The following is a 13,292-nucleotide window of genomic DNA, read 5'->3' on the forward strand; positions in this document are numbered from 1 at the left end:
TTGATCTTGTCAACTATACCGTTGTTTCAGGTAACCGTACACGGCGCGAATGCCCTGGTCGGTGCCGCCGAACGGGCGACCGGGCCTGGCTTCTGGCGCCCACCCGTAGATATCGAGATGCGCCCAGGCCTTGGCCTGTCTGACGAAGCGCTTGAGGAACAGCGCCGCGGTGATCGAGCCGGCGAAGGCGCTGGCACCGGCATTGTTTACGTCGGCGATCTTGGAGCTGATCATCGCATCATAGGCGGCCCAGAGCGGCATCTGCCACAGCGGGTCGTCGGACATGGCACCGGCGGCGATGATGTCGCGGGCCAGCGCGTCGTCGGTGGCGTAGAGCGGCGGCAGGTCGGGGCCGAGGGCGCTGCGGGCAGCGCCGGTGAGGGTCGCCATGTCGACGATCAGATCGGGTGCCTCCTCGTCGGCGAGCGCCAGGGCGTCGCCGAGAATGAGCCGGCCCTCGGCATCGGTGTTGCCGATCTCGACGGTGGAGCCGTTGCGGGCGCGCAGCACGTCGCCGGGCCGGAAGGCCGGACCGGAGATGGCGTTCTCGACGATCGGGATCAGCACGCGCAGCCGAACGCGGAGCCCGGCGTCGATGATGGCGTGGGCGAGGCCCAGCACGTTGGCTGCGCCGCCCATGTCCTTCTTCATCAGCAGCATGCCGGCCGATGGCTTGATGTCGAGCCCGCCGGTATCGAAGGTGACACCCTTCCCCACCAGCGTGATCCTGGGGTCCTTGGCCTTACCCCAGTTGAACTCGACCAGCCGTGGTGCCTCGGCGGCGGCGCGGCCGACGGCGTGGATCATCGGAAAGTTCTGCTTCAGCAGATCGTCGCCGGCGATCACCTTGATGTCGAGCTTGTGCCGCTTGCAGAAGGCGCGGATTTCCTTCTCGAACGCGTCGGGGCCGAGATCATTGGCCGGCGTGTTGATCAGGTCGCGCGCCAGATAAGCCGCATCCGCCAGCCGTGCCACCTCGGCCGCATCGGCGCCCTCGACGGCATCGAGCGACACGGGGTCGCGAGCCTTGCGGTAGCGGTCGAAGCGATAGGCGCCGAGGCGAAACCCCAGGGCAGCGAGGGTGGGATCGCCGAAGCTGCCGGCGAGCCGGTAATGGCCGGGCTCGAGCGCCGCCGCCGCCAGCCCCAGGGTCAGCGCCGGGCGGCCCGTGGCTTCACCGAGGCCGAAGAGATGGCCGGCAAGCGCGCCGTCACTGCCCGGAAGCGCCAGCAGGCGGCCGCGCTGGCCAGTGAAACCATTGGCCTTGGCCCATTTGGCCTCGGCGGGCGTCAGGCTCGGGGGGAGCGCGCCCTGCTCCACGGCAATGAGCGGCAGCGACTTGGACTTGGCCATTGGGCAATCCGTTGCAAGAGGCGGGACAGGGTGGATTTACGCCCCGCCAAAGAGCGTGGCAACGGTCCGAAAGCGTACCTTAACCCCGTATTAGGGTTAATCAATTATTGCTGCTCTGGGGCTCGGGAACTGCAAATCGCATGGCCCAGAGGAAGTGTTTCGTGTTGTTGCGTCTTGTCCGGACTGATCTGAAACCGTTGCGCGCCCTGCTCCTCGTGAGCGTGGCAGCCCTGGCGCTCTCCGCCTGCGCCACCAACCCCATGACCACCGGCAGCATCGGCGACGCCGATTTCACCGGCCAACCGATGGACCAGAAGCAGGCCGCGCTGGCGCAGCTCGCCGCGCATTACAAGAAATCGCCCAACGACAAGGCGACGATCGTCTATTACGCAGCCGCCTTGCGCGCCAACGGCCAGAACGACCAGGCCGTGGCGGTGCTCGAGACCGGCGTCGCCCGCTTCAAGGACGATCCGGATGTCCTGATCGGATATGGCAAGGCCCTATCGGCGGCCGGCCGGTTCGACCAAGCGCTGAACGTCATCGACCGGGCGATCAACCCGACCTCGCCGGATTGGAATGCGCTGATGGTCAAGGGCGCGATCCTCGACCAGAGCGGGCGCAACAACGAAGCGCGGGTGGCCTATGGGCAGGCGCTGAAGATCGCTCCCGACCAGGCGTCGCTGCATGCCAATCTCGGGCTCTCCTATGCCATGACCAACGAGCTCGACAAGGCCGAGTCGGAACTGCGGATGGCGGTGAAGATGCGCGGCGCCAACAGCCAGGTGCGACAGAACCTGGCGCTGGTGGTCGGGCTGCAGGGGCGGTTCGACGAGAGCCGTGCGCTGTTCTCGGCGGAACTCCCCGCCGATCAGGTCGAGGCCAATATGGAGTACATCCGGGCCCTGCTGACGCAGCAGAACCGCTGGGACCTGATCAAGGGCGCCGGCTGACGCCACGCCCCCTATCGTCGGAGATGACAAAGGGCGCCGCTGGGGCGCCCTTTGTCATTGTGGCTGCCGACCGAGATCAGTTGCCGCCGCTGATGTAGCTGTTGGAGAAGACGCGGATCATGGCCGGCGACAGGATGACGATGAACAGCACCGGCAGGAAGAACACGATCAGCGGCACGGTGAGCTTGGGCGGCAGGGCGGCGGCTTTCTTTTCCGCCTCCATCATGCGGGTCTCGCGGCCTTCTTCGGCCATGACGCGCAGCGCCGAGCCGACCGAGGTACCATGGCGCTCGGCCTGGATCAGCGCCTGCATCACCGATTTCACGTTGTCGAGCCCGGTACGGCGCCCGAGGTTCTCGTAGGCGCGGGTGCGATCCTCGAGAAAGGCGAGTTCGGCGGTGGTCAGCGTCATCTCTTCAGCGAGCTCGATGCTCTGGGCACCGATTTCCTTGGCGACGCGCTTGAGCGAGTGCTCCACCGACATGCCGGCCTCGACGCAGAGCAGCACCAGATCGAGGGCATCCGGCCACGAGCGCTTGATCGATTGCTGCCGCTTGATGGTCTTGTTCTTGAGCAGCAGGCTCGGCAGGTAGGCGCCGATCAGGGCGACGAACAGCGCGTAGACCGCGTTCATCCACAGCGGCTTGTCGGCGAAGACCGTCAGCGCCATGTAGGCGAAGGCGAGGACGAACAGCACCACCGGCGTGACGAAGCGCAGGAACAGGAAGGTGGTCATCGCCGACTGGCCGCGATAGCCGGCGCGCGCCAGCTGCTCGGCGGTGTTCTCGTTCATGAACGCCTTCTCGAGGGAGAAGCGCTCGACGATGTTCTTCATGTAGTCGCGGCCGGCGGCCTGGCGGATGGTGCGGGTCTGCGGGTCGCTGCCAGCGCCGGTGCCGCGCAGGCGGGCCATTTCCTCGGCCCGCATCTTCTCGCGCTCAAGCGCGACACGCTTGATGCGCTGGCGCATCTGCGAGTTGCCGCCGAAGAAGGTGGCGCCGACGGAAAAGACCACCGCGGCGGCAGCGACTGCGGCGAGGACTGCCACCAGGAACTGGGTGTTGGTCAGCGTTGCGACGAGGTTGTCCATCGCTGGCCCCTAGATATCGAACTGGATCATGCGGTTCATGATGAACCCGCCGAGGAACATCATGACCGCGGCGATGCCGAGCATCACGTTGCCGATCGGCGTCTGGATCAGCGGCAACAGGTAGCTGGGCGTGGTCAGCGAAACGAGGACCGCCACGATGATCGGCAGCGAGCCGATGATGCCGGCGGAAGCCTTGGCTTCCGAGGACATGGCCTTGACCTTCTGCTTCATCTTCTTGCGGTTGCGCAGCACGCGCGCCAGGTTGCCCAGCGCTTCGCTGAGGTTGCCGCCGGCCTGCGCCTGAACCGTGATGACGACCACGAAGAAGTTGACCTCTGGCAGCGGCACGCGATCGTAAAGCGTCACGACGGCTTCCTGGATGGTCTTGCCGACCGATTGCTGGTCCAGCACCCGCTGGAAGTCCGACTTGATCGGCTCCTTGGCTTCCTTGGCCACGAGTCGCATCGAGTCATTGAGCGGCAAACCGGATTTCACGCCGCGGACGATGGCTTCCACGGCGTTGGGCAGCTCATCGAGGAAAGCGTTCTGGTACTTCTTGCGCCGCCGCCCCAGGTACATCCGCGGCAGCAGGTAGCCCGCGGCAATGGAGAATACGAGGCAGTAGATGAGCTCGAGCTGCAGCACGAAGCAGAGCACGAAGATGATCGCGCCGAAGATCACCGAATTGCGGATGAAGGCGCCGCGCTTGAGCTTCATGCCGGCCTGATAGAGGCGATCCTGAAGCGGGATGCGCTTCTTGCGCTTTTCGAGCACCGCGGTCTGCGCCCGCAGGGTCTGCTGGATCTCCTTGCGGCGCGTATCGCGGTTGCGCGCCACGTCGGCGTTGCGCCGGTTGGCCTGGATATCGCCCTGCATCGCCTTGATGCGTTTTCCCGCCCGTCCGCTGTTGCCGAACAGGGCCGGCGCCAGCGCAAAGCCGGCAGCGCCTACGCATACGGCAGCGAGGAGGGCGAGAATGATCGGAGTCATCGTTGGGCCTTATGCACCGAGGATCTCGTGCTGTTCGACGTTGGATTTCTCCAGCGCTTCGACCAGGTTGGCTTCCTCGTTGAAGTAGCGGGCGCGTTCGGTGAACTGCGGCTTGGTGATGCCGGTCGAGCGATGGCGACCCATCAAGTTGCCGTTCGAGTCTTCGCCGAGGATGTCGTAGAGGAACACGTCCTGGGTGACGATGACGTCGCCTTCCATGCCCAACACCTCGGAAATGTGGGTGATGCGGCGCGAGCCGTCGCGAAGACGGGCAGCCTGCACGACCACGTCGATCGAGGAGACGATCATCTCGCGAATGGTGCGGCTGGGCAGCGAATAGCCGCCCATGGTGATCATCGATTCGAGACGCGACAGGGCTTCGCGCGGGCTGTTGGAGTGGAGCGTGCCCATCGAGCCGTCGTGGCCGGTGTTCATCGCCTGCAGCAGGTCGAACGCCTCGGGTCCGCGCACTTCACCCACGATGATGCGCTCGGGGCGCATACGCAGGCAGTTCTTGACCAGATCACGCATGGTGATCTCGCCCTCGCCCTCGAGGTTGGGCGGGCGGGTTTCGAGGCGCACCACGTGCGGCTGCTGCAGCTGCAGTTCGGCCGAGTCCTCGCAGGTGATGACGCGCTCGTCCTTCTCGATGAAGCCGGTGAGGCAGTTGAGCAGGGTCGTCTTGCCCGAACCGGTACCGCCAGAGATCAGGATGTTGGCGCGGACGCGGCCGAGGATGCGCAGCACTTCGGCGCCCTCGGGCGAGATCGAGCCGTATTTGACCAGCTGCTGGAGGGTCAGCTTGTCCTTCTTGAACTTACGAATGGTGAGCGCGGCGCCGTCGATGGCGAGCGGCGGGGCGATGACGTTGACGCGCGAGCCGTCGGGCAAGCGCGCGTCGCAGATCGGCGAGCTTTCATCGACGCGGCGGCCGACCTGGCTCACGATGCGCTGGCAGACGTTCATCAGGTGGGCGTCGTCGCGGAAGCGCACGTTGGTGAGCTTCACCTTGCCGCTGACCTCAATGTAGCATTTCTGCGACCCGTTCACCATGATGTCGGCGATGTCGTCGCGGGCCAGCAGCGGCTCCAGCGGGCCGTAGCCGAGCACGTCGTTACAGATGTCTTCGAGCAGGTCTTCCTGCTCGGAGATCGACATGATGATCGACTTGAGCGCGATGATTTCGGCGACGATGTCGCGAATTTCCTCGCGCGCCGACTCCTGCTCCATGGTGGCGAGCTGGCTGAGATCGATCGAGTCGATCAGTGCGTTGAAGATCGCCGACTTGGTCTGGAAGTACTCCTTGTCGCGCGCCACGGCCTCGGGGCTACGAACATCGAGCACGCCGCCATCGTCACCGCCGCCGCCACGCTTGGCGGTGTCGGCCGGGCGTGCGACTTCCTGTCTCTGCGCTGCCGGAACAAGCGGAGCTATCGCCGGGCGCGGCGGCTGCGCGGCGCCGGGAGTGTTGCCACCGAAACTGGTACGCTTGCCGAACATCTAGACTGCCTCTCAGGCGCGCTTCTTCATAAAGGACGGGAGCTTAATGCCCGGCTTCTTCGAGGCACTTTTTTCGGGGGCGTTGCGACCGGTGACGTGCATCCCGATGAAGCGGAACACCTCGTTGGCGCGGTTGTTGGCTGACACTTCGGCGATCATCTGGCCGTTGTTGGCTGCCGTGCCGAAGGTTGCCGCGTCGAAGGCGAGCTGGCCGAGCAACCGACATTCCACCGACGCCGCAAACTCGTTCGCCGCGATCTCCGGACGCCGCGGCATGCCCACCTTGTTGATGACCAGCAGCGGCTCGCTCTCAGCCGGGCGCAGCGCCTTGATGGTGTCGGAAAGGTTCTTGGCGTTGCGCAGGTTGGCCAGATCGGGCTCGGCGACGATGATCACCTCGTCGATGGTGGCAATGGTGTGCCGAACCCAGGCGCTCCAGATATGGGGAATGTCGAGCACCACGATGGGCGTCGACTTCTGGCTCAGCTCGACGACCTGCTCGAACTCGCGCTCGTCGAAGTCGAACACGCGGTCGAGCACCACCGGGGCGGTGAGCAGGTTGACGTGGTTGGCCGCCTTGCTGGCGAGCCGGTCCAGCATCGTCTGGTCCATCTTCTGGTTGTTGCCGATGGCGTCGGCGATGCCGTGCGGCGGGTCCTGGTTGAAGTTCAACCCGGCGGTGCCGAAGGCGAAGTCCATGTCGAGGATCAGGGTGTCCTGCCGCAGGGCCTGGCTGATGGCCCAGGCCACGTTGTGCGAGACGGTGGAGCCGCCGGCGCCGCCCTTGGCCGAGATGAAACCGATGGTCCGGCCGATCGGCGCGGCGCCCTCGGCGGCAAACAGCTCGCTGATCGCCGAGACGATCGACTGCGCCGAGGCAGGGAGCACGATGTACTCCGAGACGCCGGAACGGATCAGCTCGCGGTAGAGCAGCACGTCGTTGACGTGGCCAAGGACAATGAGCCGGGTGGAGGCGTCGCACACCTCGGCGAGACGCTCGAGGGCACCGGGAATCTCGTCGGGCTGCAGCGAGGTCTCGACGATGATCAGGTTCGGCGTCGGGTTCGACTTGTAGGTCTCGATGGCGCCCTCGAGGCCGCCATTGTGCGTGGTGAGCGCCACCTTCGACATGCGGCGATCATGCACCGCCGACTCGACCAGTTGGGCGGTCTGGGAGTGTTCGCAGAAGGCCTGGATGGTGATGCGCGGGATCAGCCGCGCGCCCGTTGCCACCTCGAGGGCGGGCTCATCGGCCGACTTGGCGTTATCGCGGGAGAGGAAACTCATGACTACAGCACTCCATCAATCCAGCAGGAAACCGACGGACCCGTCGTAGCTGCCGCGGGTGCCCGCGGGGCCGACGCCGTACATCGTTTCGATATGTCCGAGGAAGATCGCCTCGGCGTCGTTGGCAAACTCCAGCCGGTCGGTCGGCAACACCGGCTTATGGTCGCTGCCCTTGGCGAGATAGGGGGTGACGAGGATCACCAGTTCGCTCTGCGAGCGGATGAAGTCGCGCGACCGGAACAAGGCGCCGAGGATCGGGATGTCCCCAAGGCCGGGCAACCGATGGATCTGGGTGCGGGTCTGGTCCTGGATCAGGCCGCCGATCGCCAGCGTCTGGCCGGCGCCGATCTCGACGGTGGTCTTGGCCTGGCGCTTCTTGATGCCGGGAAGCGACGAGTTGCCCACCGTGATGCTGCCCTCCGCGCTCAGTTCGCTGCTCGAGGTATCGACCACGAGGCCGATGTTGCCGTTGGACTTGATGGTCGGCGTGAAGGTGAGGCTGATGCCGAAATCCTTGTAGCCCACCGACACTTCGCCGTCCGAGACGCTGGTCGGGATGGGGAACTCGCCGCCCGCGGTGAAATCGGCCTGCTGGCCGGAGACGGCGGTGAGCAGAGGTTCGGCGAGGGTGCGAGCCGCGCCGCGCTGTTCCATCGCGCGGATCTGCGCGTCGATGCTGAAGCCGCCCGCCTTGAGCCCAAGTTCGATGCCGTTGTCGCTGAACAGGTTGGACGCGCCGCCGAGCGGCTGCTCGCTGACGAAGCTGGTGGTCAACCCGCCGCCGGCAAAGCTGCCGGACAGATCGATACCGAACTGCTTGGCAAGGCTGCGGTTCACTTCGGCAACCGTGACCTTCAGCATGACCTGCTGGGGGCCATCGACGGTGATGACGCTGGTGACATTCTCCGGGGCGCCGGCGAATTGCGCCGCGATGGCCAGCGCCTTGTCGGCATCGTCGGCGCTGCCGGCGCTACCGGACAGAACAATGCGGTTGGTGGTGTTGCCGTCGCCGTCGATGAGAGCCACCGACTCCACCTGGATGTCGGAGTTGGGCATGACCTTGGTGTAGGTTGCGCGCAGCGCGGCGGCGACGTTGGAGCCGCCGGAGCTGTTGTTGCTGCCCGTCGTGCTCACGTCGAGGACCACGATGGTCCGGCCTGCGGCATCGAGGAAGAAGATGTTGGTATCGCCCGAGCCAACCGCCTGCAGCACGGCCCGGCGCTTCGAACGCAGGAGCGCGTTGGCGACGCTGGGCTGCGAGACGATGACTTCCTGCACGTCGACCGGCAGGTCGATGATCATCGACTTGTTCAGGTTCATGCTGACCGGCTGGGTGGAGCCGAAGGAATTGGCGCTGATCCGCAGGTGGGTAGCGTCGGCGGCGTGGGCCTGTCCGAAGCCGAGAGGAGCGAGACCCAGGGCCGCGCCGACAACAGCCGCTGCCGCCATCAGGCGCAGCGTGTTGGCCAGGAGGCCGCGGGGTGGGCGGGCAGTGATAGTCGGAGACATCACGTAATCCTCACGCATCATTGGGCCTGCTCTTCTGAGTTGGCCTGCGTCTCGTCGAAGGAGGCCTCGGCGACCACGCCTGGGCTGGAACTGCTCGGCATGACATCCGTGCCGACGCCAAAGCGGATCATGCGGATGGCGCGGCTAGTCTCGTTGCCGGTCGTGTCGTCCTGCGTCTGGGCAAAATCGGCGATCGAGCGCAGGACCACGGACAGCGAACCGATCTTGGCGGCATTGATGATCAGCTCGCCCTGCGCGGGAGTGAGTTCGAGCGTCGCGATGGTACCGCCCTGGAACACATCGGCGCGCGGATTCTCGGGGTCGGCCTTCTCGCCGGTCGTGCCGGCCTCGCCGAGGCGGGTGCCGATGGCGAGGACCTTCACGTTGGCAAGAATGGTCTGGCTGATGCTGCCGCGGCTCATCACGACGTCGACGCGGTCGTTGGGAAGCACGAAACCGCCGGCGGCCGCATCGGCGCTGACGGGGACCGAGACCCCTCGCATGCCCTTGGTCAGCACTGCCGAGAGGTAGCCCTGGTTGGAATGGACCAGCTTCTTGTCGATGATCGGCTCACCGGGGAAGAACTCGAACCGCGCTACCGCATCGAGCATCTTGGTCGGCGCATCGGGCAGCACGGCCTCGCTGATATACTCGGGGCGAACCGCGAATTCCGGCCAGGCCTGCCATTCGATGGTTTCGGCGGTGAGACGCTGCCCGACGCCGATCGGTGTCTTGGCGACGAGGACCTTGGCCTTCTTTTCCTCGATGACCTGGGTGGGCCCCTCCACAACAACCTGCTGCGGGGCGGTGCCGCGCGTGGCGAGGAAGGCGGCCAGCCCTCCTGCCAAGAGGGCCACCACCAGCAGGATGATACGCGAGACTCCCATTGCCCAAACTCCACGCGACTGGGCCCGAAAGAGCCCGGCTACACTTGCACTCGACTATCGGGCCAAAGGGTCAAAGTTTGGTTAATCGATGCTTGTCAATTACGGTTAACGGCCCGTATCTCAAAGACTTCAGCCGAGAAGGTGCAGAAAGATCGCGCTGCTCGGAAAGACCAGAAGGCCGGCAGCAGCGAGCGCTATGCCGTAGGGCACCCCGGTCTTGCTGTCGTGCAGCCGATCTATCCAGGCCACCTGCTTCAATTGCGGCGGCAAGGGCCAGCGGCGCACGCTGAGCAACAGCAGCGTCAGGGCGCCGCCGAGAAGCGAGGCATAGACGAGGTAGGGCAGCATGGAACCGAAGCCGAACCACAGCGTGGTTGCCGCGATCAGCTTGGCGTCGCCTCCGCCGATCCATCCCAGCGCGAAAAAGCCGAACGAGAATGCCAATACCGCGATGGCGGCCACCACGTGCATGCCGATCGTCTGCAGCGAGAAACCGGCCAGCAGGGCCAGGACGAAGAACCCGCCTACCAGCAGCAGCACCAGGCGATTGGAGATCCGCATCGTCAACAGATCCGAGGAGGCCGCATAGGCCATCAGCAGCGGAAACACGAGCATTGCGGGGAAGGCGATGAATGTGGGCATGAGGGCCGGCTGTTGCGGTGGGCCGGGCTTCGGTCCTGACCGCAGTCTTGGCGCATCGTGGTTAAGAAAGCTGAAATGCAAAGGGGACCCTGTTGGGTCCCCTCCGAATTCGTAGCCCCCGGGAGGCTATTATTCCGGGATTTCGACCGTATCCAGCTTGCTGGAGATGCCGGTGAACAGAGTGGAGAGGCTACCGCCGAGGGCGGTGGCAGCAACGATGATACCGACGGCGATGAGCGCGGCAATCAGGCCGTATTCGATCGCGGTAGCGCCGGACTCGTCATTCACGAAACGAGCGACAGTGTTCATTTTTTGGCTCCTTGCACACGTCATTCAGTGACAGCATCAAGTGATGCGTCAGCACCGTTCGACACGTCACACATCGAACATGGCCTTAGGCTAAGTCGCCACGTCTTGAAATTGAGTTAATAGCGAGGCCCCAAGAGCCCCGGATTGCAAGGGTTTCCAGCATACTGAGCAGATCGTTAAAGCAGTCGACGCAATTGTTCCAATCATCCACACAGTAATGATGGCGCAATGACGTTGGCCCAGGCGCCGATAATTGCCGCCGACGCGCTTCACGCGGGCTTGGCGCCGCATTTGCGAATTGTTCACCATTCCGCGCAACACTCTGTTTGCGTTCTAGTACCGTTTCCCAAGGGTCCGCCATGTCGTTTCGTTCCAGCCTTGCCGCCCTTGCCCTCGCTTCGGCGCTGATTGCGCCGGTGGCCGCTGTGGCGGAGAGCGCGCCGGTGAGCGTCAAGGTGAACATGGCGCGCATCCTGAGGATCAATGCGCCTGCGGCGACCGTGATCATCGGCAACCCGGCCATTGCGGATGCGGCGATACAGGACCCGCAGACGCTGGTACTGACCGGCAAGAGCTACGGGCAGACCAATCTCATCGTGCTCGACGCGCAGGGCAACCCGATCGCCGACACGATGATCGAAGTAGTACAGGAGCAGGCGGGCCTCGTTACCGTGTACCTCGGCGACAAGCGGACCAGCCTCGCTTGCGAGCCGGTGTGCCAGCCGATCATCATGCTGGGCGACGACTCCAGCTTCACCGGCGAGACCATTGGCGCGGCCAACGCGATCGAGTCCGCGGCGAACTAACCGGCGGTTAACCACGCCACCGCATCGCAAGCAAATGCGAGCCAGACACTAACCAATCACTAGGTACGAACCGCTAGGTTCCGGTCGCGAACGGAATGCAGTGGCCGAATGTCCAAACGCTCCAGATGGCTGAGAAAGCTCATGTCGCCGGCGATCCGCCGGGGGCGTGCGTTCGGCCGCGACGAGCGCGGCGTGACGGCGATCGAGTTCGCATTCCTCGCCCTGCCCTTCTTCACCATCGTCGCCGCAATCCTCGAGAGCTCGCTGATCTTTCTTGCCGGGCAGATCCTCGATAGCGCCGTGCAGGACTCCTCGCGGCTGATCCGGACCGGCCAGGCGCAAAACAGTACGCCGGCCTATAACAGGGAGGCGTTCCGGGAAGCGATCTGCGATGGGCTGTACGAGATGTTCGATTGCGCCGAGGCGGACGGCAAGCTGCGCATCAACGTCACCGTGATCGACGACTTTTCGGACGTTACGATCGGCTATCCGCTCAAGACCGGCGAGGACTGCGACGAGGACGAGTGCGACTGGACCCTCGCCGACGACTACGACCCCGGCGAAGGCGGGTCGGTGGTGCTGGTGCGGGCCTACTACAAGTGGCCCACCGTCGTTCGCCTGCCTGGATTCAACTGGCAGACCCTGCCGGACGGTACGCGTCTGCTTGGTGCGTCACGCGTGTTCCGCAATGAGCCGTTCGTATGCGGCACCTGCACGTGACCCTGGGCCTCATTGAGAGATTTCGTCGGGACGTCGAGGGCATCGCCGCCGTCGAGTTCGCGCTGATCCTGCCGCTGCTGCTTGGCCTTTACCTCGGAGCGATCGAGACGGCGACGCTCTATACGGTCGACCACAAGGTTGCGACGGTTGCCAGCACCGTTGCGGACCTGGTGTCTCGAGAGAAAGCCGAGATCAAGGAATCGACGCTCGACAACTATTTCGAGGCCGCGGCGAGCATCATGCAGCCCTATTCGACCACCGGCCTCGTGCAGACGGTGTCGCTGCTGAGCATCGACGCCGACGGTGTTGCCACGGTCTCATGGAGCGCGGCCAGCGGCGCCGAGGAAGGACGCGAGGTGGACAGCGTCTACCCGCTTGACGCTACTGCGAAAATCAACATTCTGGCGCGCGAAGCGAGTGGCTGGCTGGTGGTGTCCGAGATCGAGTATCCGCACCAGCCGATCGTGGGGCTCGTGATCACCGACACGATCGACATTCGGCATGTCGAGTACTTCCTGCCCCGCTTCAGCAGTGAGATCGAGTTCAAGGCCGGCGAGTAGCTTGCCGCCGGTCAGCGGGCGTGGCATAGGCCGGGCGCGTTCCAGAGCGAGGCCAGCCGATGCAAGATACCCTGATCCCCGTGTTCGACCTCGGCGGGGTGTTCGTCGACTGGAACCCCATGTACCTGTTCCGCAAGCTCTTTCCGTCCGAGGAAGAGGCGCAGTGGTTCTGGGACAATATCTGCACCAAGGACTGGAACCTCGAGTTCGACGCCGGCGACATCTTCGCTGAGGGCGTCGCTGAGTTGATCACCCGCTACCCGCGCTACTGGCGCGAGATCCAGGCGTTCGACCTGCGCTGGAAAGAGACTGTCGGGGAGTTCATCCAGGGCACGATCGACATCCACGACGAGCTGATCGCAGCGGAGATCCCCACCTTCGCCATCACCAACTTCTCGTGGGAGAAGTGGGTGAGCTGCCTCGGCGAATGGCCGTTCCTCGAAAAGTTCGACGGCGTCGTGGTCTCCGGCCTCGAAGGGCTGGTGAAGCCCGACCCCCGCCTCTACCGCGTGTTCTGCGAACGCTACGGCATGGCGCCCGAGATGTGCGTCTTCATCGACGACAGCGAGCCCAATGTGGTCTCGGCCCGCAAGTTCGGGATGAACGCCATCCACTTCACCGGCGACACGAAGGCGCTGCGGAAAGAACTGATCGGGCTCGGCCTGCCGCTGAAGAAGAGCTGAGGCTCG

Annotated in this window: 14 protein-coding genes; 5 read left to right on the forward strand and 9 right to left on the reverse strand. The window is 64.6% G+C overall.

Translation table 11 applies throughout. The features are described from left to right. Positions 1–9: 9 nt before the first annotated feature. Positions 10–1,353, reverse strand: a complete 1,344-nt coding sequence (locus tag AC1DWU_RS14815; RefSeq protein WP_477150763.1) for a leucyl aminopeptidase family protein — start codon at positions 1,351–1,353, stop codon at positions 10–12. Positions 1,354–1,514: 161 nt separating this feature from the next. Between AC1DWU_RS14815 and AC1DWU_RS14820 the strand changes: the two genes are divergently transcribed. After that, complete coding sequence (locus tag AC1DWU_RS14820; protein WP_477150764.1) at positions 1,515–2,303, forward strand: tetratricopeptide repeat protein; 789 nt, start codon at positions 1,515–1,517, stop codon at positions 2,301–2,303. Positions 2,304–2,379: 76 nt separating this feature from the next. On the opposite strand, the gene AC1DWU_RS14825 is transcribed toward AC1DWU_RS14820, so the two are convergent. The 8 genes from AC1DWU_RS14825 to AC1DWU_RS14860 form a co-directional block, all read right to left on the reverse strand. Beyond that, positions 2,380–3,393: a type II secretion system F family protein gene (locus AC1DWU_RS14825; RefSeq protein WP_477150765.1), complete on the reverse strand. Its 1,014-nt coding sequence runs from the start codon at positions 3,391–3,393 to the stop codon at positions 2,380–2,382. A gap of 9 nt (positions 3,394–3,402) precedes the next feature. Further along, complete coding sequence (locus AC1DWU_RS14830) at positions 3,403–4,383, reverse strand: type II secretion system F family protein (RefSeq protein WP_477150766.1); 981 nt, start codon at positions 4,381–4,383, stop codon at positions 3,403–3,405. A gap of 9 nt (positions 4,384–4,392) precedes the next feature. Further along, positions 4,393–5,883 carry a CpaF family protein gene (locus tag AC1DWU_RS14835; RefSeq protein WP_477150767.1) on the reverse strand — a complete coding sequence of 497 codons (1,491 nt, stop codon included), beginning with the start codon at positions 5,881–5,883 and terminating at the stop codon, positions 4,393–4,395. Positions 5,884–5,895: 12 nt separating this feature from the next. Next, the gene (locus tag AC1DWU_RS14840) at positions 5,896–7,170 is read right to left on the reverse strand and encodes a CpaE/TadZ family protein (protein ID WP_477150768.1); all 1,275 of its coding nucleotides are present in this window, start codon (positions 7,168–7,170) and stop codon (positions 5,896–5,898) included. 15 nt (positions 7,171–7,185) lie between these two features. After that, positions 7,186–8,679, reverse strand: a complete 1,494-nt coding sequence (locus AC1DWU_RS14845) for a type II and III secretion system protein family protein (RefSeq protein ID WP_477150769.1) — start codon at positions 8,677–8,679, stop codon at positions 7,186–7,188. Between the two features lie 17 nt (positions 8,680–8,696). After that, positions 8,697–9,566 carry a Flp pilus assembly protein CpaB gene (gene cpaB / locus AC1DWU_RS14850; protein WP_477150770.1) on the reverse strand — a complete coding sequence of 290 codons (870 nt, stop codon included), beginning with the start codon at positions 9,564–9,566 and terminating at the stop codon, positions 8,697–8,699. A gap of 129 nt (positions 9,567–9,695) precedes the next feature. Beyond that, entirely contained in the window at positions 9,696–10,208 is a 513-nt protein-coding gene (locus tag AC1DWU_RS14855; protein ID WP_477150819.1) for an A24 family peptidase, read from the reverse strand. A gap of 129 nt (positions 10,209–10,337) precedes the next feature. After that, on the reverse strand, positions 10,338–10,517 hold the full coding sequence (locus AC1DWU_RS14860) for a Flp family type IVb pilin (RefSeq protein WP_477150771.1): 180 nt from the start codon (positions 10,515–10,517) through the stop codon (positions 10,338–10,340). A 359-nt stretch (positions 10,518–10,876) separates the two neighbouring features. Here AC1DWU_RS14860 and AC1DWU_RS14865 point away from each other — a divergent pair, with 359 nt between their 5' ends. The 4 genes from AC1DWU_RS14865 to AC1DWU_RS14880 all read left to right on the forward strand — a co-directional run bounded on the left by AC1DWU_RS14865 (position 10,877) and on the right by AC1DWU_RS14880 (position 13,286). After that, positions 10,877–11,323, forward strand: coding sequence for a pilus assembly protein N-terminal domain-containing protein (locus AC1DWU_RS14865; RefSeq protein ID WP_477150772.1), 447 nt, complete (start codon positions 10,877–10,879; stop codon positions 11,321–11,323). A gap of 108 nt (positions 11,324–11,431) precedes the next feature. After that, on the forward strand, positions 11,432–12,043 hold the full coding sequence (locus tag AC1DWU_RS14870) for a TadE/TadG family type IV pilus assembly protein (RefSeq protein WP_477150773.1): 612 nt from the start codon (positions 11,432–11,434) through the stop codon (positions 12,041–12,043). Then, a complete protein-coding gene (locus tag AC1DWU_RS14875) occupies positions 12,025–12,603 on the forward strand; it encodes a TadE/TadG family type IV pilus assembly protein (RefSeq protein WP_477150774.1) in 579 nt (192 codons plus the stop codon). Before AC1DWU_RS14870 ends, AC1DWU_RS14875 begins: the two co-directional genes overlap by 19 nt. 59 nt (positions 12,604–12,662) lie before the next feature. Then, entirely contained in the window at positions 12,663–13,286 is a 624-nt protein-coding gene (locus tag AC1DWU_RS14880) for an HAD family hydrolase (protein WP_477150775.1), read from the forward strand. The last annotated feature ends 6 nt before the right edge of the window (positions 13,287–13,292 follow it).

Source organism: Devosia sp. P2_G7 (assembly GCF_056403495.1).

What these genes read in the sequence shown, in the direction of transcription:
- AC1DWU_RS14870 (WP_477150773.1), top strand. Translation starts at nt 11,432, where the DNA reads ATGTCCAAACGCTCCAGATGGCTGAGAAAGCTCATGTCGCCGGCGATC.
- AC1DWU_RS14845 (WP_477150769.1), bottom strand. Translation starts at nt 8,679, where the DNA reads ATGTCTCCGACTATCACTGCCCGCCCACCCCGCGGCCTCCTGGCCAAC.
- cpaB (WP_477150770.1), bottom strand. Translation starts at nt 9,566, where the DNA reads ATGGGAGTCTCGCGTATCATCCTGCTGGTGGTGGCCCTCTTGGCAGGA.
- AC1DWU_RS14865 (WP_477150772.1), top strand. Translation starts at nt 10,877, where the DNA reads ATGTCGTTTCGTTCCAGCCTTGCCGCCCTTGCCCTCGCTTCGGCGCTG.
- AC1DWU_RS14815 (WP_477150763.1), bottom strand. Translation starts at nt 1,353, where the DNA reads ATGGCCAAGTCCAAGTCGCTGCCGCTCATTGCCGTGGAGCAGGGCGCG.
- AC1DWU_RS14875 (WP_477150774.1), top strand. Translation starts at nt 12,025, where the DNA reads ATGCGGCACCTGCACGTGACCCTGGGCCTCATTGAGAGATTTCGTCGG.
- AC1DWU_RS14830 (WP_477150766.1), bottom strand. Translation starts at nt 4,383, where the DNA reads ATGACTCCGATCATTCTCGCCCTCCTCGCTGCCGTATGCGTAGGCGCT.
- AC1DWU_RS14880 (WP_477150775.1), top strand. Translation starts at nt 12,663, where the DNA reads ATGCAAGATACCCTGATCCCCGTGTTCGACCTCGGCGGGGTGTTCGTC.
- AC1DWU_RS14825 (WP_477150765.1), bottom strand. Translation starts at nt 3,393, where the DNA reads ATGGACAACCTCGTCGCAACGCTGACCAACACCCAGTTCCTGGTGGCA.
- AC1DWU_RS14835 (WP_477150767.1), bottom strand. Translation starts at nt 5,883, where the DNA reads ATGTTCGGCAAGCGTACCAGTTTCGGTGGCAACACTCCCGGCGCCGCG.
- AC1DWU_RS14840 (WP_477150768.1), bottom strand. Translation starts at nt 7,170, where the DNA reads ATGAGTTTCCTCTCCCGCGATAACGCCAAGTCGGCCGATGAGCCCGCC.
- AC1DWU_RS14860 (WP_477150771.1), bottom strand. Translation starts at nt 10,517, where the DNA reads ATGAACACTGTCGCTCGTTTCGTGAATGACGAGTCCGGCGCTACCGCG.
- AC1DWU_RS14855 (WP_477150819.1), bottom strand. Translation starts at nt 10,208, where the DNA reads ATGCCCACATTCATCGCCTTCCCCGCAATGCTCGTGTTTCCGCTGCTG.